The sequence below is a fragment of the Polaribacter septentrionalilitoris genome (assembly GCF_009832745.1).
In the GTDB taxonomy this organism is placed as follows: domain Bacteria; phylum Bacteroidota; class Bacteroidia; order Flavobacteriales; family Flavobacteriaceae; genus Polaribacter; species Polaribacter septentrionalilitoris.
In genome coordinates, this window is record NZ_VRMJ01000042.1 from 339,607 (window position 1) to 361,489 (window position 21,883).

Annotated in this window: 10 protein-coding genes; all 10 read right to left on the reverse strand. The window is 33.0% G+C overall.

The window, feature by feature from the left end; translation table 11 throughout:
• Positions 1-3 precede the first annotated feature (3 nt).
• The 10 genes from FP421_RS14065 to FP421_RS14110 all read right to left on the reverse strand — a co-directional run bounded on the left by FP421_RS14065 (position 4) and on the right by FP421_RS14110 (position 21,883).
• Positions 4-1,326, reverse strand: a complete 1,323-nt coding sequence (locus FP421_RS14065; RefSeq protein ID WP_159951670.1) for a family 43 glycosylhydrolase — start codon at positions 1,324-1,326, stop codon at positions 4-6.
• Positions 1,327-1,371: 45 nt separating this feature from the next.
• Positions 1,372-2,856: a sulfatase gene (locus tag FP421_RS14070; protein WP_159951672.1), complete on the reverse strand. Its 1,485-nt coding sequence runs from the start codon at positions 2,854-2,856 to the stop codon at positions 1,372-1,374.
• A 6-nt stretch (positions 2,857-2,862) separates the two neighbouring features.
• Positions 2,863-4,704, reverse strand: coding sequence for a glycoside hydrolase family 2 protein (locus FP421_RS14075; protein WP_159951674.1), 1,842 nt, complete (start codon positions 4,702-4,704; stop codon positions 2,863-2,865).
• 50 nt (positions 4,705-4,754) lie between these two features.
• Positions 4,755-6,092, reverse strand: coding sequence for a sulfatase-like hydrolase/transferase (locus FP421_RS14080; protein WP_159951676.1), 1,338 nt, complete (start codon positions 6,090-6,092; stop codon positions 4,755-4,757).
• Between the two features lie 14 nt (positions 6,093-6,106).
• Positions 6,107-7,543, reverse strand: a complete 1,437-nt coding sequence (locus FP421_RS14085) for a BNR-4 repeat-containing protein (RefSeq protein ID WP_159951678.1) — start codon at positions 7,541-7,543, stop codon at positions 6,107-6,109.
• Positions 7,544-7,558: 15 nt separating this feature from the next.
• Positions 7,559-10,714, reverse strand: a complete 3,156-nt coding sequence (locus FP421_RS14090; RefSeq protein ID WP_159951680.1) for a T9SS type A sorting domain-containing protein — start codon at positions 10,712-10,714, stop codon at positions 7,559-7,561.
• On the reverse strand, positions 10,711-14,202 hold the full coding sequence (locus FP421_RS14095; RefSeq protein WP_159951682.1) for a glycosyl hydrolase: 3,492 nt from the start codon (positions 14,200-14,202) through the stop codon (positions 10,711-10,713). The genes FP421_RS14090 and FP421_RS14095 overlap by 4 nt, the downstream gene beginning before the upstream one ends.
• Positions 14,203-14,205: 3 nt before the next feature.
• Positions 14,206-17,583 (reverse strand): glycosyl hydrolase, encoded by a 3,378-nt coding sequence (locus FP421_RS14100; protein WP_159951683.1) that lies wholly within the window; start codon positions 17,581-17,583, stop codon positions 14,206-14,208.
• Complete coding sequence (locus FP421_RS14105; protein WP_159951684.1) at positions 17,583-18,773, reverse strand: alginate lyase family protein; 1,191 nt, start codon at positions 18,771-18,773, stop codon at positions 17,583-17,585. The genes FP421_RS14100 and FP421_RS14105 overlap by 1 nt, the downstream gene beginning before the upstream one ends.
• 80 nt (positions 18,774-18,853) lie before the next feature.
• Positions 18,854-21,883: a sugar-binding domain-containing protein gene (locus FP421_RS14110; RefSeq protein WP_159951685.1), complete on the reverse strand. Its 3,030-nt coding sequence runs from the start codon at positions 21,881-21,883 to the stop codon at positions 18,854-18,856.

Here is a 21,883-nt window from a genome sequence, read left to right on the forward strand (position 1 = left end):
AATTTATTCAAATTTGAACCAATCTAGTTTTAGCAGGCTATCTTTTTTTGCCTTAAAAACTAAGTATACATCCGTCTTTTCTATACTATTATTTATTTTAGACGCTACTTTTTGAAAAGTATGTAATTGATTTTTAGTTGTTAATTTTAATTTTCCAATACACTTACCTTTCGGACTTTTTGTTCTAATTTCTAACGTTCCTTTTTTACCTTTAAATACAATACTTGCAATTATTTTTTTATATTTTTTATCAAACGTTAGATTAGAAAATTTTATCCAATCTCCATTTTTAAGGTTTGAGACTGCAAAACCATTTACTTTAGTTCCCGTTTTAAGTATTGTTGAAGCTGACTTTTCGTAAAACCATTCTGCTTCAATTTTATCCCAAGAAGCATTGTATTGCCCCACTCCATTTTTAAAATGTTGATCTAAAAAATTAGTATCTGTTACAATTTCACCATCATCATCTATATGACAATAGGTAATGATAGACTCTCTAAATTTGAATCCTTTTTTGAGGTAATAACACCAAATATGATAAAATTGTCCTTTCCAATTGAAAAAACTTCCATGAGCATACTCACTTAAATTGTATCCATTTCCAACAGTTCCAACACAATGGTAAGGTCCATAAATATTTTTAGAAATTGCATAATCTCTTCCCCAACTTAAATAATAGGTGTCTTTGTGTTTAAAGATGTAGTTTTTATCCATCCAATGTGGTGCTTTATTCCAAGCATCACCAATAATTTGGATTGGTTTTGGCGTTTCTGCTACAGAAATCATATCCTCATTTAATTTTGTAATATGAAAGCCTCCTCCTTCTTTATCGCCATAAATTAAATAGGGAGTTTTACGAGCATCATCATCAATTAAAATAGTAGGATCATGCATTGGAGCTACCAATGGCTTTCCTAAAGCGTCTTTAAAATTTCCTGCGGGATATTTAGCAGACATCACCCCAACTCCACGTTTTCTGTCTGAGAAGTAAAAATAATAGTTTCCGTTTCTGCTGGCTGCATCACCTGCCCAACAATCAGTGCTATTATCGTCCATATAATTGTCTTTTGGACTAATAGTAGTTTGTAATGACCAATTGAGTAAATCTGTTGATGAAAAAACGCGCCAGTCTTTCATCACCCAGGTTTTATCTTTGGGACTTGCATCATGACCAGAATACAAATAAATTGTGTCATTAAAAACGCGAACATGAGGATCTGAAACGCCCAATCCTTTTAAGATTGGGTTTTGAGCTAAAAAACTATTGCACAAAAAAACACATAAAAAATAGAGGTACTTTTTTATGTGTTTTTTTTGAATGAACATTTTCTTTATTTAATTTTTTAATCCTTTTGCTATTTTTATAGATACCTATTTACCATTAACTCTAGCTTTTTGTTCGACAAAATAAGGCTGAAATGTATAATTTGAACTAGCATCCCATTTAGAATTTACCTTAGGTAAAAAACCTTTCATCTTTTCTATTTGAGCCTTATATTTTGGATTTCCTGCTTCATTATTCCATTCATTTGGATCTGAATTATGATCGTAAAACTCTTCTTTTCCATCTTCGTATTGAATGTATCTATATCCATTCATCTTAATAGCATGGTTATTCATTCCAAAAGTTGTAATGGCTTTAGCTTCTGCAAGTCCTTTATCTTGTTGCATCATATCCACTAAACTGTACCCTTCATTTCTCTGGTAAGCAGGTAATCCACTTAATTCTAATAAAGTTGGATAAATAGACAGCATTTCTACAGGAGCGTCAATTTTCTTTCCTTTTGGTAAGTCTGGTCCAGCAAATAGCAATGGAGCTTTTGTGGCAGTTTCCCAAAGTGCGTGTTTTGCAAACGTACCTTTTTCTCCTAATCTGTAACCATGATCAGACCATAAAACAATTACAGTATTATCTGCATATTTACTATTTTCTAAAGCGTCTAAAACTCTACCCAACTCATAATCTACATAACTAATACAAGCCAAATAAGCTTGCACAATTTTTTTCCATTCGCCACTTTCTTTTGCCCATTCTGTAGATGGCATCATGGGTAAATCGTTAATTTGCATTCCAACAGGCGGAATATCATTTAAGTCATCTGATTTATAAGGTGGTGTTTGAATGTCTTCTAAAGGATATAAATCGAACCATTTTTGAGGCACATATAATGGTACATGCACACGTAAAAAACCAAGGCCCATAAAAAATGGTTTGTCATAATCTTTATGTAAACGTTCTGTAACCCAATTTACAGATTGATGATCTGGCATTAATGAATCTTTTTCTGGAAAGGCGCCCCAATCTGTACTGGTTCTGCCATATTTCTCTTTTTTAGATTTTGATGTTCCAAAACCATCCCAAACAAAACGTTTTTTTGGATATGGACCAAAACCTCTAACACGTCCTCCAGATTCATTAAAAACGCTATCAGGAGCATGAATATGAAATAATTTTCCAATACCCATAGTGTGATATCCATTTTGCTCAAAATATTCTGGCAAAAATGTAATATCGTTTGTGGCTTTATTTCCTGCTCTTCGGATTTTATTATCTGGTGTCATGCCATAGATACCCGTTGTTGAAGGTCGCAAACCCGTCATTAAGGATGCTCGTGAAGGACCACACAAAGGAGCTTGTACATGGGCGTTAGTAAACGTAACTCCCATTTTTGCCAATCTATGAAAATTGGGGGTTTTTACGTTTGAAAAATTTTGAATTGGACTAATCCAATTGTTTAAATCATCAACAGCTATAAAAAGTACATTAGGTTTAGCTGCTTTAGCTTTTTTATCATCTGATTTACAAGAACTCAACACTAAACTTATAACAGTTAAAACTAGAACTATTTTTTTCATTGTCATCTATTTTTGTTTTACGTTTTTATAAAACTTTTGAAGTGTATAAAACGCTTTTTTCTTATTTCCTGTTTCCGATATTAATCCTTTTCTATTCCACCCATTTTGATAAGGAATTAACATTCTACGTGGACTTCTAAAATCAACTAAAGTCCAAGGAGTCATGCCACTTATTCCAGGAATTTTAGCTAAAGTTGGTAAGGTTTCTTCATATAATAATTCTTGAAATTCTTCACTCCATCGTGTCATCTTATCTGCGTGATAGCCTTGTAATGCCCCTGCACCAAACTCCGAAATAATTACAGGCTTATTAATATCTATTTCCCATCTTATATTTTTTATATTCTCTACTGTACCACCATACCAGCCATAATACTGATTAAAGCTTAAAATATCGACTACTTGAGCAAATTCATCCTCCACAATCATAATATTTTTATTGTCTTTTCTACCATGATCTTCTAAAGCAGCACTAATTAACCTTGTATCATCTAACTTTCTTGCAGTTTTAGCAAGATTGGTTAAAAAAACGAGACGTTCGTTAGAAGTTGGGGTTTCATTTGCCATAGACCAAATAATAGCCGATGCTCTATTTTTATCTCTATGAATTAGCTCTTTTAACTGCTTCTCTGCTTTCTTGTATGTTTCTGGGTTTGTCCATTGAATGGTCCAATATACGGGTATTTCTTCCCATACGAGTATGCCCATTTGATCTGCCAAACGTATCATATTTTCATTGTGAGGATAATGTGCTAAACGCACATAATTACATCCTAATTCCTTAGCCCAACCTAATAAAACTCTAGCATCTTCTATAGACCAAGCTCTACCACCCCGTATTACATTTTCTTCATGTATTGAAATTCCTTTAAGGAAGACTTTCTTGCCATTTAATAAAATATTTGTACCTTTTGTTTCTATGGTTCTAAATCCAATATTATCTACTACTTGATCTTCAACGGTAGAAATTTTGACATCGTACAATTTTGGATTTTTATCACTCCAGTATGTTACTTTTTTAATAGGAAAAGATACTTTAGCATACCCATTATTATCTGTAGTAACTTGTTTTTGAAGCTTTAACTCTGGAATCTCAATAGTTACCCTTTTTGAAGCTTTTGTACTTCCATTTAACTGTACATAACCTGTAACATATTTGTTATTTGATTTGTCTAATTGAATTTTATAATCCTCTATAAAGGTGTTACCCAATTCATAAACTGTTACATCTCTTGTTATACCTCCATAATTCCACCAATCTGTACTCAATGTTGGTACTTCATCTGCAGCACGTTTGTTATCAACCTTTACAATAATAAAATTGTCTTTTTCTTTTAAAAGATGTGTCATTTCAAAATTAAATGGTGTAAACCCGCCTTTATGAACTCCTAATTTTTTACCATTTAGATATACATCTGCTCTGTAATTTACTGCTCCAAAATGTATATAATAACGTTTAGAGCTATTAAAATCTTCGATATTAAAAGATTTTTTATACCAAACAGTCCCTTCGTAATAGAAAAGTTTTTCTTTTTGAGAATTCCAATCACCTGGCACTAACATCGTTGGGGCAGTATCAAAGTCGTATTCTACTCTATCTGTTTTATTTTTTGGTTTTTTATTTAAAAAATAAGCACTAGAACCTGGGTTTTCTGAACCATCATGAGGTTCCATTCTGTAGTTAAAGTATCCTGTTTCATAAACATCAACTATATAGTGCCACCTTCCGTTTAAACTCATACCTTTTCTTAAATAACTATTTTGCAACAAATCGTTTGCAGAAAGTAAAGATGATGTAATAAAGCTACAGAGTGTTAAAAAAAGTAATGTTCTAAAATATGGTTTCATATCTTGAATTTTTTGCTAGTACTTATATCGTTTTTATCAAAAAAACGATATTATTTAGATCTAAAGGCTTTTATTTTATCTTTTAATTTCAAAACAATTTCAGGGTTTTCATTAGCAATGTTATTCTTCTCAAAAGGATCTGCATCAATATTAAACAACTGTACTTTTTCTTTTGGTTTTCTTACTGGGTCTGGAACAATAATTTTATAAGGAGGAAAAATTGCCATGTTGTAATACATGCTATTTTCTATAGTATCAAAATCGTGCGCGTATACTTCTCCAAAAATTCCTTTACGAGCTTCTAATGCTTTTTTATCTAACACACTAACACCTGGCAAGTTTTTAGGTTTTTCTATATTTAAAATATCCAATACTGTTGGCACCATATCTATACTACTTGTTATGGTAGTTTTGTTCATTTCTGGTTTTATCTTACCTGCCCATTTGTACATAATTGGTGTACGAATTCCCATATCATAAGGAGCACGTTTAGAGTCTGACATATAACCACTTTTATCTGGATTTTGTCTCCATCCGTTATCACAAACATATACAAAAAGGGTATTTTCAGTTAAACCTTTTTCTTCAAACATATCAAATAATTGCCCACAAGTTTCATCAAACCACTCTATCATTGCCCAATATTTTGCTAGGTGTTCAGAGTCTGTTTTCTTTTTGTATTTTTCGTACAAACGTGCTGGTGGCGTGTGTGGTCTGTGAGGCAAGAAAGGTGCGTACCATAAAAAGAAAGGTTTCTTTTGTTTTAATGCCAAGTCTACATAATTGTTAATAGTATCTAGCCCTGTTCTTCCTATTTTTAAACCATAATCTCCATGACGCCCCCCTCTTTTAGGGTCTCCATGTGTCATTCCATAATCGAAACCACCTACTTTGTGGTTTCCATGCCACCATTTTCCTGTTTGAAAAGACAAATAGCCTTTTTCTTTTAACATATCTGGCAATGTTGTTTGCTTTTCAAAAGCGGCAATAACAGGTTTGTAGGCTTCTGCTCTATTTTTTTTACTTGCTGAACGATCACCTTTTACACGTTTGTAAACTTTATCATTACCTATAATACCATGATCTTTTGGATACAAACCTGTTATAATTGTTGCCAAAGAAGGCGAACATAAAGGTGTTGGCACATAGCTTCTTGTAAACGTTAAACTTTCTTTTGCAAATTGATCTATTCTTGGAGTCTCAATATTTTCATCGCCCATAAAACTGTAATCTGTCCAAGATTGGTCATCAGATAAGATAAAAACGATGTTGGGTTGATTTTCAGCTTTTACTAAACCTATTTCTGTTTCTTTTTTAGTTCCTTTTCCACAAGAAATTAGTATACTTAACGCAAGTAGTCCTAAAGATAATTTTCTAATAATATTCATTTTAAGTTCGATTTTTAGTTTTTATTTTGATTTATAGTCTGTTTTTCAAATATTGTTTGTTCTTTATTTCTTTTAATTGGTCCATTATCTCCCAACAAATACATTTTTCTAAAATCTGATCCTTCTTCTTTCTCACCTACAATGATTCTCGCATCAGGGTGAGGGTTATCAATCAAAGCAGATATTACAAAACCAGAATTTTTTCTTTGTAAAAAAATATGGTTCTTTTTAAAAGTATCGCCACCATCAAAACTATCCCATCTAGCAATTTCTCCAATATCATTATTAGTTTCACTTTCTACATAAATACTCACTTCTGTTGCTGATGTTACTTCTATATCGCCATTTCCTCTAGGTAGATTTGAATTCTTGCTTTGTAACCAAGCATTTCCATCCCATCTAAAATGTTGTAAACGCTTAGGACCACTTCTTTTTGCTCCAATATCTGGTCCAACTAAGACAACTACATGTGGATTTCCATTTGGATCTACATCAGTAATCCCTTGAAACGTCCAATCATTTGCTATCCCTTTTACCAATGTTTTTTCATCTGCCATTTCTTTGGTTAATGGCATTTTTAAAGATTCGTTTTTAACATTCTTCCATTCTCCTGTCTTGGTGTCAAAAACCATGTAATACAAATTATGACGTTCTGGGATGTGACCTCGTGGATCTTGAGCGTTTTTATTGTCTCTGCAAATATGATAATCAAACGCTACAATAATATCATCTCCATTACCTCTACTCACCCATGGATACCATGAATCTTCGGCTTCTATTTCAGTTCTTCTTTTATGCTTTAAAAAAGAAACAGGTTCTCCAAATGTTTTACCATTGTCTGTAGATTTTTGATATACCCAGTCACTTCTATGTGCTCCATGACGATAAAATAGGTAGATATCGCCATTATCCATTTTTACAAACTGACTGTAAGTACCAAATAGAGAAATGTTATCTAGTGTTTCCCATTCAGAAATGTCTAAAGGTTTTTTGGAAACTGCATGTAAATTTTTTCCATAATGATGGTTTCCTAAAGGATTATGACCATCTTCACGTGTTCCTCCATGGCCTCCAAAAGCAATATGAATATAGCCTGCTTTATCAATAAGTAAAGCAGGTTTACCATGATTATCTATCCTTTTTTTACGATTTGGGTCTTTACCCATTTGGCTAACACCTGCTTTAAATGGCCCTTTCCATTCTTTAGTTGTGTGGTTATATGAGGCTACATAAGGATCTTCTAAAGGACCTTGATAAGCCACATAAGTAACCCCTTTGTGATATACCCCTGAAGGATGTTGGACAATAGCCACTGTATTCCCAAAACCATTGTCTGCAAAGTAATCTACTTTTTGTGTCTCTCTATCATTTGAGAACTCTTTTTTGCTAGACTTACAAGCCAAAAGAAGTACAAGAAGAGCAATGCTGATTATATATCTTTTTTTAGTCATTTTAATTGATACCCTTTATTTTATCATTAGCCTTTGTGTAAATTGTTCTCCTTGTTTGTCTTTTATAATCACAAAATACACTCCACTCGTCATTTTATGTTCTTTTGTATTGATATTTAATAGGTTCTGAACCTTGTTATTTGAATAAACTTTTACTCCTAAAGTGTTATATATACTCAAGGTTTCCCAATCAGCACCATTTGAATTAACTGTAAAAGTATTTGATGTTGGGTTTGGATAAACTTTAATTCCTTGAAGAAAATCTACTTTTGATAAGATAGTTCCTTGACATTCAACATCTGACTTTATTTTGATTTCATCACCTTGTACTGCATCAACTATAAAATGAGTTGCTTCTGTTTTAAACAATAATTGTCCGTTTTTGATTACTTGATAAGGTGCTTTACCTTGGGCAACATCAATAGTTACTTGTCCTTTTTTAGTGGTACTAATTTTAGCTTGTAAAGATTCTGCTTCGTCTACAACTACTTGATAGCATTGTTGAAAATCATTCCCTTTTATACCAATACAAAAATCATAGCTTCCAGGAGTTAAGTTTTCAATTACTGTTTGATTTGTAAACTCATAATTAACATTATTTAATGTAACTTCATAGTTGAATTTCTCTAATGCGTTTATTGTTATCTTTCCATTATTCTTTCCTGAACAAGTTTCGCCATTAACTTCAATTCTAAAATTATTTGCAGGTATATTAGAAAAATATTCATAATTTAAAACAAATTCCTTGTATGCTTTTCCTTCTGCATCCGCTGTAATTGATTCGTCAAGAAATTTCAAAGTACTTCCCTTTCCTAAATACAGGGAGACATTCGTTTTTCCATCTTTTAATTCTGTACGCACAATTCCAAATTCACCTGTAAAATCTATATCAAGATGAGAAACAGAAGTATTGGAATCGTTAGAAAATATATAATCTATTATTTTAGAACCATTCACTTCTGAAACCACTTTTGCTCCTGCAATAACATCACCATTCATTATATGTGAAACCGATTTAACACTAGTATTCGTAGATTTTGAAGGTTCAAAAATATACACATAGGGTTTATCCCAAGCTTCACCTAGTTGCCTAATGGCTAAAACTTGTGTTTTCTTATTTACATATCCGTTTAATGCTTCTCGAGTTGCAGGCCCTAATGCCTTTGTATATTCTCGAGTAACTCCAGCAGGTGCAAACATATTCATATAGGAATTAGTTGCCTCTAAATCGAAACGAATGTACAAAGCACCACTAGTTGGTTCTGTAACTTTGGTATTTTCAAAAAAGCGCCAACCAGGAGATTCTACTGGATCTCCTATATCATTTTGATAACGGTTTGTTGTTGAAACAGGAAGGGTTGAACCATCTATGGTTTTAATAGTTGTAGCATCGCCTATATTATGATAAATATAATCATGAAAATTATTTGTATTTAATGACTTTGAACGAAACATATCAAAATAATAAGCCGTTGTTGGACTGGTTCTAATGGTGCTTAACGTACGTTGTTGGTCGCTATTATTTATATTATCATCTAAAAACTGAGTTGCGAAACTAAAATTTGGACTTAAAGGATCTTCAAGATGTGCTGGTTCTGCTGCTATATTGACAGTGGTATTTTGCCATAAATAAGAATTACTTGACCAAGAACCACTTTGTCTTCCTTTGGAGGTACCATTCACAATTACAGTGTTGTTCCCAGCATAAAGCCTAAAATAATTGGTGTGCATTGGTATTTTACGTTCTGGAACGGTTTTAGGCATACCTCCATTAGGCGCCATAATATCACCTAATCCATACAACTCCATAGTAATACCTGTTGCATGTGAATGGACATAATGCGCGCCACCAATAATACCACACAAACCGTATAACTCGTTATTATTTTCTGTATAGTTTCGTTGAAGTGCTACACCAGCATGTTTTACGATAACAGTAGGTTTATAATCAAATTTCTGAGTTGAATTCAATGGAAATTCTTCTCCCCAAAATAAACTAAGATGATCTAGACCACCAAAAGCTGAAGTGCCAAAAGCTTGATTTCGTCCGCCTTCGGCGTTGTAATATTGTGCCAGTGCTGTTTCTGCTTTATCTTGTAAATCAGTTAATCCTTTTCTTTTAGCAATACTTAATACATATCTATATAAAGATTTTGAACCATCGTTATACCGTTTTGAGTCGCCATAACGAACATAAGATCTATTTGGATGACGAAGGTTTTCAAACAAAAACACACCATCTAAAACATTTCTGTATTTCGTAATAACGTCTAATTCCGGCTTAATTCGATCTACCATATTTAACACCAATTGAATTCGAGACATGAAGCTATAGCTTGTAGACTCAGGCCAAATACCTTGATCACCAAAGATTGGCATTACAGTTTTGGTGAAAGAATTTTGTCTTCTTGTACCTGTATTCCAAAACACATTAAATAAACGCTCTCGTTCTGTATCATCATCAATACATAAAATTGCTGCTAAAGCTCCAGGAGCTGTAAGAATTGGGTGATTGGAAACCAATTTACCATATTTAGTATCTCTCCCTCCAGATTCTAACAATGCATTTCCTACAACGTTTTTCATCGCTTTTTGAGCTGTTTCATTATTGTAAGGTATACGTTTTCCTGCAGTTTTATCGTAAACTTGCCTACCTTGTGTATTCAAAAAATTATAAATAAAATCATAGGCATATGCCAAATGAGGATACGTACTTCTAGGATCGTAAAAGTAGTTACCACAAATTGCTGTAGTTTCTGGAGTTCTAGGTGCTAATTCTTGAAAATAATGCCAAATTATATCAGCTGCATATTCAGCATAATCTTCATCTTCTGTTAAATAGTAAAGCATCCCTGCATGTGCTGCTGAACTCAATACTTTAAAATGGGCTGAATTTGCACTACTAGTTTGAGATTCACTTAAATTATCATCACTTGCCAAAGCAATAATTGCATTTATGGTTTGTGCTGGATTTGATTTATGAGCAGCAACCTTAGCATCTACATTTTTCTTTAGTTCATTCTGTGCAAATTGAGCCCAACCATATTTACTTATTTTATCTAACACCTCTGCACGTTCATCAGCAGTTATGTGAATGATAGGATGTTGTAAAGATTGTGCTGAAAGCAACAATCCTTTAAGCGTTATTAATAAAAATAAAATTTTTCTCATTGTAATGTATTTAAATTTTTAGTTATAGAACTGATTATCTTAACTGGACCTAACAATCCTGAAATTGATAATTCGTCATTTTTTTTATAATGATTCCAACTCACAAATGTTGTTCTTTTTGATTGACGTTCTGTTTTGTCTTTTAACCAATCTGGAAGTGGTTTTGCTCTTTTGCCTTTTCTTGGATAGTCTAATTTTAATTTTTCATCTCCAATCAATCTATTTGGCCATAAATTGGTAACTTTTACTTCTAAGGTGTTTTTTCCTTTTTTCACAAAATCATCAATATTGACTCTAAAAGGTGCTTTCCATAAAGTTACAACCTTTTTACCATTCACTATTACTTCTGCAATTACAGCAACACTTCCTAAATCGAGTTCTAAACTTTTATCTGATTGTAATACATCATCCGACAATACAAATTCTTTAGTATAGGTTGCTGTTCCTGAAAAATGTTGAATATTCTTGTTTTTATGATTTGACCAGGATATTAACTCCTCAAATTTTTCATATATATTTTCTTTGGAAGCTGATGGAAATTCAACTTTCCAGTTATTTGATAAATCAATGAGTTTTGGTATAGAATTCACTTCTATAGTTTTTGTTTCACCTGATGCTTTTGTATATGTTATTTTACCTGCATTTGGTGTTATCCATTGGACAATATCTTCAGTATACACCAAATCTTGTTTTGATGTATCTTTGGATAGTTTTAGGATTTGCCCTTTAGGAATGAACATCGTGCGTTCTTCTCCATCAGTTTTGTAAGTAATTTTCAAAGTGGTTTTGTCACCTTTCGAAATTTGATTATCTATCAATGTATCAGAAATCAAAATATCAAAAGTATTGTTTGAAACTAGTTCTTTAATTTTATTTGTAACCTCATAGGTTTTATAATTTCGAGGAATACCCTTGGTTTCCGCTTTAAACTTTCCGAATACAGCTTTTAACACTTTTAAAGTTTTACCTTCTGCATCAATTTCTATATGCTCGCGTTCTTCTGCATAAATTTGATGAATAGATTCTCCTATTTGGTATTCCATTCTAAACTCTTTCTTATAGCCCATTGCAGGATCACAATCGCAAAATGCGCGAGACATTTTAAAGTCTAATTTGTCATCTTTTATAGCACTATTTACTTTATCTGTAATATCGATTAACCCTTCTTGTAAAAAGGTACCATATTCTGCTTTTACGACTTCTAAATTCGAAAGAGCCTCCGATTTTTGTTGTTCTAATTCCATTGTAACCGATGTTAAATGGTTTGTTTTTGTAGCCTTTTTAAATACAATAAAAACTGATTCTTCCATACCTAAAGATAACGGAACTGTAGTTGTTCCATCTTCATTTTCTTTGAAGACCACCACATCTTTTATTTTACCTGTTTCTGAATTCCACAGTTCGGGTTGCTTTCCAGTAACTCGAAAACGTGCTGTAATTTCTCTTGCTTCTTTTCTAGCATTGGCGATAAAATAAATATCAGCATCAGCTGTTTTTCTGTGGATGAAACTTAGGTCCGATTTATCGCTAGTTTCTAATTTAAAATCTGGTATTTGGTTGCTTAACAAAGCTTCAATTGAATGCTCTTTTACCAAATCTTTTCCCCATAATTCATCAACATAATTTTCAACAACTTTATCATTATTAGGATAATTAGTTAAACTTGGCGATTGTGATGGTTGTTTACCAATAACTATTGCTCCACCTTCAGCCAACTCTTTTACTTTCTGTAAAGTTTCTGGTTTTATAAAACTAGATTCTGGCAATACCAAAATCTTATATGTATTTCCAACAGACGAATAAATTGTTCCGTTTTTAACAGTTAAGTCTTTTAATTTATTGGCGCCAATCAAATCATAATCAAAACCCATAGCTTTAATTTCAGGTTTTAAAAATGCGGTATTTGGTGAAGATTCTCCTGTAAAAACTAGAACATCAGCTACATTTTTTCCTTGTTGCAATAAGAATTGAGAACGTGCTATATAATCCAAAAATCCTTTTCCTTGATTCCACCAAGTATTATTTCTATTAAAATCAAATCCGTGATAACTTAATGCCAAACCAGGTGCAACATCCCAAGGTTGATGTACATAAGAATGAAAAATAAAACGTGTAATGCCTTGTGCCCAAGCTTGATCTCCAATTGATTTTATCTCTGCTGGGTGTTTGTCCCAACCACCAATTCCAGTAAATGCTTCTGCACCAACAATAGCACTTCCATTTAAATGGGCAATTGAAGACACAAATTTCGCCGAATCAAAAAATGGATAACCACCACTCCAAAATTCACACATTACAATATCTCCTGTAGCACCTACTTGCATATTATCAAAAGGTCCCCAATAAGGTTCTACAGAAAATTTCATTCCGTTTTTATGGCATAATTCTGCGAAATGCGCATAGTAATTTTCTGCGATTAAATCGCCAATCGTTCTTCTAAAATCCCAAAGAAAGCGTTCTGAAACTTCGCCACTTTCTACATAATATCCTGCTAAAATTGGTAAAAAGGATGTTAAATCGTAACCTCTTAAGTTTTCAAATTGCGTTTCAAAACCAGCTGTCCAGTTTGTGGTTTCTACCTCATAACTATCAATTAAACAATTGTTAACGGTGGTTCCTATTAAATCTCCCAGTTTATCAATGATGGGTTGTACGCCACCTGCCCAATACGCATCTAATGCTTTTTTACTCATTTTATCCACTTCCAAACCTTTGGCTTCTGGTGGTGCAGGACGATTTGTAGTTCCAATGGGTGTGTGTCCAAATCTTAAAATAATCCATTCGCCTTTTGGTACATCCCAATTTAAAAATCCATCTTTAGAAACTTTAGAAGTTACATCGATAACCATTTCTTTTGAAATAATTGATTCTTGTGGAATCACTTTGGTATCTGGTAATAAATGATTTCGAATACGTTCTGACAATATTTTATAATCTAAACCTTCTATTTTTTGAGTTGCTTTGGGTTTTGGAAATGCTAAAACTGCAATGTCTTTATAGTATTCATATTTTGTTTTGGGTTTTGGTAATTGTACTTTAATTTCTTTCCCGCCTTTAATATTTAATTCACTAAAAACTACGGTTTGCATCGCGTTTTCTTCAGTAACCCAAGGCCCACCAGAAGAAGACCAACCTGCACTATTATGAAACGCTAATTCTAGCCCCAAACGTTTGGCTTCTTCTGCAGAAAATTTGAATAAATCTAGCCATTCTTCGCTTAAATATTTTACTGGGCCTTTTGGAAATCCTAAATGCACGTTAAACAATTGTGCTTCTTGGATGCCAACTGATTTCATTGACTCTAAATCTTTTGTAATCCCAGATTTAGAGACGTTACCACTTATCCAATGCCACCAAGTTCTTGCTTTTGCTGCGTTTGGCGGATTTTTAAATCCGTCTTCTAAGGTTAGAGTTTGTGCCTCCTTTTCCGAAGATGAATTACACCCCAAAACTAAAAACAGAACAATTAAAATGGCTAATTTTTTCATTGATTATTTTCTTTTTATAATTTTGGATGTAGAAATGGTTACAGGACCTAATAATCCTGAAGGTAATAAATCATCCGTTGCTTTTTGAAATGAATAGGCACTAAATGTTTTACGAGGTCCTTCTGGTAGCGGTTGATTATTTCTGTACCAATCTGGCATTTTTTTGTATTTACCTCTGTAATCTTCAGACCCAAAACCTTTTTTACTTCTTCTTACATCATACTCAGTTTGGTTGGGTAATTTTTCATCACCAATTAAACGGTTTGTCCATTGGTTGGTTACTTGAATTTCTAAAGTATTTTCTCCCACTTTTAAAGCATTTGTTACATTTAAAGCGTGAGGCGCTATCCAACTTATTCCAACATCTTTTCCGTTTACCAATACTTTTGCTATCACACTAACTTCTCCTAAATTGAGCTGAAATTGTCTATCTGATTGCAACATTTCTTTTTTTATGTTGAATGTTTTTATATAAATTGCGGTTCCTGAATAGTGTTTTATTTCTTCTACTTTACTTGTTGTCCAATCGAACAATTCATCTGTTTTTAGGGTTGCTTCGTAAAAATCTTCTGCTCTAAAATTGATTTCCCAATTGCCTTTTATTTCAACTTGACTTGGAATATCACTTACATTCATAATCCAGTCTTCTGCATCATTTACTTTTGCAGTGTAGTTTCCATTTGCATAAACTTCGGCCTGTAAATTATTTTCATCATCTAAACTGAATGTAGGTTTTGATTTTTTATCAACTGACGTAAACGTAACTTTAGGTTGACTTGCTTTTGCTGGTTTAAAAACCACAAAAACCGATTCTTGAGGATGCATTGGAATAGCAATATTTGTTCGTCCGCTTTTAGTTGAGTATTCTACTAATTTGGTAATCTTTCCTGTTTTTGCATTCCATAATTCTGGTACTTTACCTTCTACTAAAAAGCTACAGTTTAGTACTTCCTTTTCTGTTAAATTATGATTGTACACAAAGTAAATATCTTCGTTTTGGGTTCGTCTGTGGTAAAAATTAAAATCTGGTTGTCCTTCAACAATTAGATCTTTCTGAATTTCATTTTCTTTCAATATTTGTTCCCATTCACCAGAGCTGTATGTTTTTTTATTTGACCAAATTTCTTTTACTAGAGATTCAAATTCGACTTGCATTTCTTTAGTTATATTGTAACCTCCTAATTTTTTAGGTTTTTTACCAACAATTAAAGCGCCTTGTTGCGATAATTTATGAATCCCTCTTAAAGTTTCTAAATTGATGATATCATTTCTCTGCAAAGACAAGGCATTATAGGTAATGCCGTTAGGTAATTTTAATTTTCCGTTTTCTACTGTTAGTCGATTTACAATTACATCAGAATTTACACAATCGTATTTATAAGCAGCTGGAAGTTTAGGTCGCATTTGGTTTGCATGAACAACATGACTTGGTGCTCTATCACCCACAAAAACCAATACATCTAACACAGGATTTCCTTGGCGCAACATATACGAACCTCTTGCCAAATAATTGAACCATTCTGGACCTGCATTATCCCACCACGTTTGTGTTCTATCGATATGAGATCCTACAAAACTCATACTCATTCCTGGTTTTACATGTGTATTTGGCTGGTGTGCAAAACGATGAAACATATATTCATTAATTCCATTAGTCCACTCATAATCGCCTTTTTGTTTGGCTAAAGCAGGATGAAATCCCCAGTTCAATTTAGTACTTGTAAAGGCTTCTGCAGAAATTACATTTTTACCATAAATATGACCAGCAGATACAGCTGCTCTCTTATGCTTATTTGGTTTACCTAACCAAAATTCACCCATTGGAATATCTGCATTTCTACCAGCATCTAAACTATTAAAAGGGCCTACAAAACCATAAGGTTCGATGTAGGATATCAAACCATCTTGATGACATAATTCTGTAAAATAATCAAAATAATTGGTAACCATTAAATCACTTACCAATTGTTTCATATCCCAAAAAACGGATTCAACAGTTTCATTATTTTCTATGCTTTTACCTGCATACATCAATAAAAACGGTGTAAAATCGTAACCAAAACGATCTTCGAATAGCTTTTCCATATCGTTAGTCCAGTTTTGTGGTCCCACTTCATAACTATCAATTTCTACATATTGCAAGGCGTTTGGTCCATCAACTTTTGCTTGTTCTACTAGTTTCCCAACAAAAGCATCGTAATGGACTTTTAATGCTTTTTTGCTAAACTTATCTACTTCCAATCCTTTTCCTTCATCTGAAGACGGTTCGTTTGTAGCTCCTGAAGCTGTAAATCCAAAACGCATAATCGTCCAATTTCCTTCTGGTAATGTTGTTTTTAAAACACCATTGCCATCCATTTTATCTGTTAAAACAAGAATGTCTTCTTTTTTAATGAAAGCTTCTGAAGCAGAATTTCTAATTGGTCTTCTATTTTTTCTGTAAGACGTGTACTCCATAATATTTCCTAAAACAGGACTTGCAGAAAGTTGCATCTCATAAAACCCAGCATCCATTTCGGTTTCTATTCTAAAATAACGTGCTGTAACTGGTTTAAAGCTCTCATAGAAATAACACTCGTCTTTACCAATACGTTCTTCTCTAGGTTTGTGAGCTACTGTAAAATTCACACCATCGTCCGATTTTAATAAAGTCAATCGCCCTTTACGTTTATTGATAAAAACATTCATTGATTGAATGGTGTGTGCTTTCCCATAATCATATTGCACCCAAGCTTTTGCTTTTAAATCTGCATGTGTATTAGTTTGTTTGTCGGTTGCTAAGGCTACGTTAAAACTTTTATCTGAAGATGTGATTATAGGATTTACATTATTGTCAATCAATTCGGTTTCTAAAGATGGATATGCCACAACAGCAATGTCTTTGTAATAGTTATGTCTCGCAGGTGGCTGAGGTAATTGTATGTTAATTGCTTTCCCTCCTTTTGTAATTACTTGGCTATTCACCAAAACTTTCATTGCGTTTTCTGGGGTAACCCAAGGACCGCCACTAGACGTCCAACCATCACAATTATGCACTCCAAAACTCAAGCCTAATTTTTCACATTCTTTAGCGGCATGCGCTAAAATATCTCGATGTTCTTGCGAGTTGTATGCTACATCGCCTTCTGGCAAACCCATAGACACGTTAAATACTAAAACACCACCAATTCCTGCTTCTTTTATGGCTTTTAAATCTTTGGTAAAGCCTGCTTTTGATGCATTTCCGCTATTGATATGATACCAAGTTCTGGGTTTTGATGCCTGAGGAGGATTTTTAAAACCTTCTTCTAAGGTTAAATTTTGGGGTTCCTTTTTCTTTTCATTGCAATTACTGAAACAAAAGCAAAACATTATTAACAAGATGTAACCTAAATTTTTCATTAATTTTTATTTAATTTTTCTAGTGCATCATCAAAAGCATCCTCTTTAAATAGTTTTCGAGCCTTTTTTAAATCTGCAATTAATTTTTCTTCAGAAGATTTTTTGTCTTTAATCTGTTTGTATGACCACTCCTCTTGATTGGTTACATAAGGCAACATAAATTCATAGCCTTTTTTTATGCTTCTGCCATCTTCAGATTCCATTCCCCAAAGATCTACACCTACTTCTTGTCCTATTTGTGCCAAATCTAAAAATCCGTGTAAATTCATTACCGAGTAAGAAAATGATTTTGTTCTCGCCAGCTCTAAAGGCTGACTCCCATCAGGTTCTATTTGACTAAAAATTCTAGCTTTTGTTGTAGTAGAAAGATAGTTTTTGACTTCTTCTATTTTATTTAAATACACTAAAATGCTTAATAATTGCACATCGTAATGTGTAGCGTGGTTGTTTTTTCTGGTGGATTCTTCTATTCCTAATTTACTGTTTTTTAGCCAATTGCTATAATCTGTAAACCAGTTAATCATACCTTCTTCTGTTTTTTTATCAAGTACTCCTTTATCTTTAGCTAATTCAAGAAACTCTACAACCTCTATAAGACCATCAAATTCAATAATACCAAAACACCTTCCTTCTGATTGACCAGGAACGTACTGCCCAAAATTCACATTAGGGTTCATTTTAGTAGTTTCATCTAAAAACCAAGTATTGATGAACGCTAAATTTTTGCGGGCGTATTTTACATCATCACTATAATAGAAGGCGTCTTTTAACGTTTTTATAGCTGAAATAAAGTTCTTTTTTTCGACAAAATCTGTAAAATTATTTCGAGTTTCAGGGTTTATTTCTCCATCTTTTCTAATATATGGCAAGCCATTTTCTGTATTTGGATTTGGCCACCAATAAGGACCAATACTCATATAATCGTGTTTGCTTTTACTTGGAGGTACACCAGTTTTTTTTGTTACGGAAAAACCATCGACGTTAAGTAATTTATCTACTTTTGTTATTAGTTTATTATAATCTTCAACTGCTTTTTTATCACCTTTTTTAAGAAGTGATTTTTGAGTTTCTAAAGCCTCATATTCTATTACTTTTATGCTATTATCTACTTTTTGAGCATCAGAACAACTAGATAAACTTATTAGAAGTATAAAAACTAACTTATTATAAATTACTAATGGATTTTTCATAAAACTTTTATTTAAAATAGTTCTCGATACAATGCCGAAAAAAAATCGGGATTACTCGAACTGACATTTTACAATCATTCTTAATCAATAAACAACTCATCTAAAAAAGGACCACTTTTTCCTGTTGTTTGTAATCGAATACTATTGGCTCCTGCTTTAAGCCTGATAATAGTTGGTACAAATCTCCAAGATTTTTCCCAACCTCCAGTTGCTTTAAATTCTAGCGTTCTAATATATTCATCATTTACATACAACTTCATAGGATGTAATTCTCCTTTGTTATTGTGCATATATCTAAAACGGATACTGTAATCGCCTTCTTCTCCATCGTTTTCTTGGTAAAATTCTACAGAACCTTCTTTGCCATTAAAATCTACAAAACCACTTCCTTTAAAACGTCTTGCAGCTCTACTTGCTGTGGCACTTCCTTTTAAAATTCCGTCTTCGGCAGAAATATTTACACCTCTACCAATCCACATATCTTTAGAATGTTCATCACCCCAAAACAACCCTTCGTTTTTACCAAAAGTTTCCTCCATTGTTAACACAATTTTGCCATTTTGTTTTACAATTGCTTTTACAGTGGTGTTGCCTTTAATTTCGAAAGCTCCCTTATAAACTTTTCCATTCGTTTCAGGATTATCTCCATTTATGGTGTATAAAATTTCTAAATTTGAGAATGACGATTTTCCAATTACATTAAATTGTTTAGCTTCAATAGAAATTTTGTTTGAAGTGTATAAAGCTTTATCTCCCAAAATTGCCCCAGTAATTATAGATGCTTTTTTGGCATTGGGTTGTTCTCTTAAAAACAGTCTTGACTTCCCAAAAAACAAGGCTCTAAAATCTGACTTTGTTCTACTTGTAGGATCAATAGGATTTCCATTTTCCATAGACATCTTGTTTACATCACCTAGAATATTGTAGTAAACTTTATTTTCTCCATAAGGATATAAATTATCGTTTGCATCTAAACTTTCTGAAGTGATAATATAACTTGCTTCAAAACTACCTTCAGCTGGTAGTTTTTGAAGACTTGTTTTTAATTTTGAGGGTTGCTTGCTTGTGCTAAACGATGTTCTTTTTACTTCTTTACCATCAATATACGCTACAGCTTCTAATTTTCCTTCTTGGTAAGGCACCATCCATTCGCATTGCATTTCGTTCCAAACAGTTCCTGGTTTGTCTTTTCCTAAAGATTTTCCGTTTAAAAACAATTCTACTTCATCTGCATTCGAATATACCCAAACTGGAATTACAGTACCTTTTTTCATTCTTGGATGTGTCCAATGAGGTAGCATATGAATCATTGGCTCTGTGGTCCATTGACTTTGGTAGAAATAAAATAAATCTTTTTTGAATCCTGCAACATCTAAAGCACCACCCATAAATAAATTAAAAGGCAAACCTCCATGCACCAAACCAGCCTCTCCATAATAATCAAAACCTGTCCATCTAAAGTTTCCACTATGCCATGGATGATCGCGAACAACTTCCCAATATTTTCTTGCAGAAACTCTTACAGTTGCATTGTCATAAGATGAATTGAAACTTTGTTTTCTGTTTCTCCAATTTTTAGGGTTGATTCCTTCATAAAAAAAGATTTCTTTTTCCGTTAAATTTGGCAATTCATACGTTCCTGGTAATTCATTATCTCTCCACCAAGTTTGTGTTCTGTAATAGCCTCTTGTTTGCCATGTATGTGGCGCTTCTGTAGAAATAAATGGTTTTTCAAAGGTTCTACCTTCTATGAACGATTTGGTTTCAGAACCACCATTTACCCCAGTAATATCCATATCTTCTGGGTTACCTGCACCTGATGTAAACAAACGTGTTGGATCTAATTTTTTCCCAAACTTTACCAATTCAGGTCCAATTGGACTATGCGTTTCGTTACCTAAACTCCAAACGAAAATACTTGGATGATTTCTGTCTCTGGTAATCCATTCTGTAACATCTCTTTGCCACCATTCATCAAAAGCTTGTTTCCCATAATCTTGTGGTGCTTTTTTATGCCAACCATCAAAAATTTCATCCATTACTAACAAACCAATTTCATCACAGATATCATAAAACATGGGTGGTGTTGGATTGTGAGAAGGACGAATGGCATTAATACCCATATCCTTTAAACTCTGTAATTTCCAACGTAACATGGGTTTTGTCCAAGCTCCTCCAACTGGGCCACCCTCCCAATGTTCGCAAACACCTTTTAGTTTTACGTTTTCGCCATTTAGCCAAAAACCGGTTTTGGTTTCCCATTTTACAGTTTTGAATCCGAAAGTAGTTTCAATTTCATCAATAACCTTTTTACCATCTAAAATTTGAGTGACTGCTTTATAAACATTTGGTGTTTCAGGACTCCAAAGTTTTGGGTTTTTAACTTCCAGTTCCACAAAAGGAGTTGTTGTTTTTAACTTATCACAATTTTTATTGATTTGCTTTCCAGAAGGCGAGAATAATTTTACATCATATTTTAATCTTTTTTTGATATTAGTTATTTCAGCGTCGATTGTAACTATTGCTTTTTTATCTGAAATGGAAGGCGTTTTTATAAAAATTGAATTGGGTTTAAAGTGAATTGGGTTCACTTCAATTAATTTTACAGGAGCGTAAATTCCACATGGATGATACCAACGTGCAGAAGGTTCTAAACTATTATCTACTCTAACAGCAATAGTGTTTTTTCCTTCTTTTAGATATTTTGAAATATCGTATCTAAAACTGATGTATCCATAAGGCCTTTTGCCTAAGTGATTGCCATTTATCCAAACTTCGGAATTCATATAAACTCCATCAAAATTGATGTAGGTAATTTTAGAAAGACTTTCTTTTTTTACATTAAAATATTTTCTGTACCAACCAATGCCTCCATCATGATAACCACCACCTTGACCTTGATCACCACCTTTTCTTACACCTTTTTCAAAAGACCAATCGTGAGGAACGTTTAAGTTTTTCCAAGAGGAATCATCGATATTTTCTTTTGAAAATGATGAGTTATCTTCTAATATAAAATTCCAATTATTATTGAAATTGGTTTCAATACGTTGGGCATTTGTTACAAAAAATGCAAATAAAAAAAGTATCGTAAAAAAAATATTTTTCAT

What these genes read in the sequence shown, in the direction of transcription:
- FP421_RS14065 (WP_159951670.1), bottom strand. Translation starts at nt 1,326, where the DNA reads ATGTTCATTCAAAAAAAACACATAAAAAAGTACCTCTATTTTTTATGT.
- FP421_RS14070 (WP_159951672.1), bottom strand. Translation starts at nt 2,856, where the DNA reads ATGAAAAAAATAGTTCTAGTTTTAACTGTTATAAGTTTAGTGTTGAGT.
- FP421_RS14075 (WP_159951674.1), bottom strand. Translation starts at nt 4,704, where the DNA reads ATGAAACCATATTTTAGAACATTACTTTTTTTAACACTCTGTAGCTTT.
- FP421_RS14080 (WP_159951676.1), bottom strand. Translation starts at nt 6,092, where the DNA reads ATGAATATTATTAGAAAATTATCTTTAGGACTACTTGCGTTAAGTATA.
- FP421_RS14085 (WP_159951678.1), bottom strand. Translation starts at nt 7,543, where the DNA reads ATGACTAAAAAAAGATATATAATCAGCATTGCTCTTCTTGTACTTCTT.
- FP421_RS14090 (WP_159951680.1), bottom strand. Translation starts at nt 10,714, where the DNA reads ATGAGAAAAATTTTATTTTTATTAATAACGCTTAAAGGATTGTTGCTT.
- FP421_RS14095 (WP_159951682.1), bottom strand. Translation starts at nt 14,202, where the DNA reads ATGAAAAAATTAGCCATTTTAATTGTTCTGTTTTTAGTTTTGGGGTGT.
- FP421_RS14100 (WP_159951683.1), bottom strand. Translation starts at nt 17,583, where the DNA reads ATGAAAAATTTAGGTTACATCTTGTTAATAATGTTTTGCTTTTGTTTC.
- FP421_RS14105 (WP_159951684.1), bottom strand. Translation starts at nt 18,773, where the DNA reads ATGAAAAATCCATTAGTAATTTATAATAAGTTAGTTTTTATACTTCTA.
- FP421_RS14110 (WP_159951685.1), bottom strand. Translation starts at nt 21,883, where the DNA reads ATGAAAAATATTTTTTTTACGATACTTTTTTTATTTGCATTTTTTGTA.